Source organism: Curtobacterium sp. VKM Ac-1393 (genome assembly GCF_015350995.1).
GTDB lineage: Bacteria > Actinomycetota > Actinomycetes > Actinomycetales > Microbacteriaceae > Curtobacterium.
In genome coordinates, this window is record NZ_JADKRW010000019.1 from 1 (window position 1) to 904 (window position 904).

At 68.8% G+C, this 904-nt stretch carries 2 pseudogenes; one reads left to right on the plus strand and one right to left on the minus strand.

The annotated features are described in order from the left end of the window. Positions 1–470: pseudogene (locus ITJ59_RS18855) on the minus strand (3-beta hydroxysteroid dehydrogenase); the annotation flags it as partial. Between the two features lie 62 nt (positions 471–532). Between ITJ59_RS18855 and ITJ59_RS18860 the strand changes: the two are divergent. Further along, a pseudogene (locus ITJ59_RS18860) lies at positions 533–904 on the plus strand (TetR family transcriptional regulator); the annotation flags it as partial.

The window sequence follows — 904 nt, forward strand, 5'->3', positions numbered from 1 at the left end:
GCGATCGTCATCCCCGGGACCAGCGCGACGGGTCCGAAGCGCATCCGCTCGAGGTTCTGCCGGGCGAACTCGAACCACTGCGTGGAGCGCACGATCGTGAGGTGCGGGCTGACGGAACGCGCGACTGCTTCCTGGGCGGTCTTGCCGGCGAAGTAGCCGTACCCCTGCACCTCGGGACGCATGCAGTTGACGATGGACAGCAGCACGTGGTGCGCGCCGGTCGCACCGGCTGCCCTGCCGATCGTGCGGGTCGACCCCGTGAAGAACTGCGTGGCCGCTCTCCGGCTCGTCGTGAACCGTCCAGTCGCCTCGATGATCACGTCCGCGCCGGCAAGCACAGCGGTTGCGTCGTCACGCAACACGTCGAAACCCGTCGACCGGGACAGCTGCGTGACCGAACATCCTCGTGCTTCCACTGCCTGGCTGATCGCGGCACCGGAGATCCCGCCGCCGACAACTACTACTCGCATGAGCCCACCCATCCTCTACGTCCGTAGAGAACACTACGATAGTAGAGGCCGAAGGGACAGGTATGGATCGGCGGGAACTGCTCGCAGATGCGGGGATCAGACTCACAGCGCGCGGAGGCGTCCGCGCGCTCACGCATCGCGCAGTCGACGCCGCGGCCGGGCTGGCGGCGGGGTCGACGTCGTACTACGCCCGCACGCGCCGTGAGCTGACAGCGCTCGTGGTCGCCCGTGTCACAGCGCAGCTCTCCGCCGAACTCGGCGCCCTGCAGATCCCCGACGACCTCGACGACGCTGCTGTCGTGCACATCGCGGCCGCGTTCCTTGCACAACTCGCAGCACGAGCAGAAGCGCAGGCGGCTCGCCTCGCGCTCCTGCTCGAGCTCCGGGCGGACGAGGAACTCCGCGCGCCGCTCACCGGGGCCGATCCGGTGCGC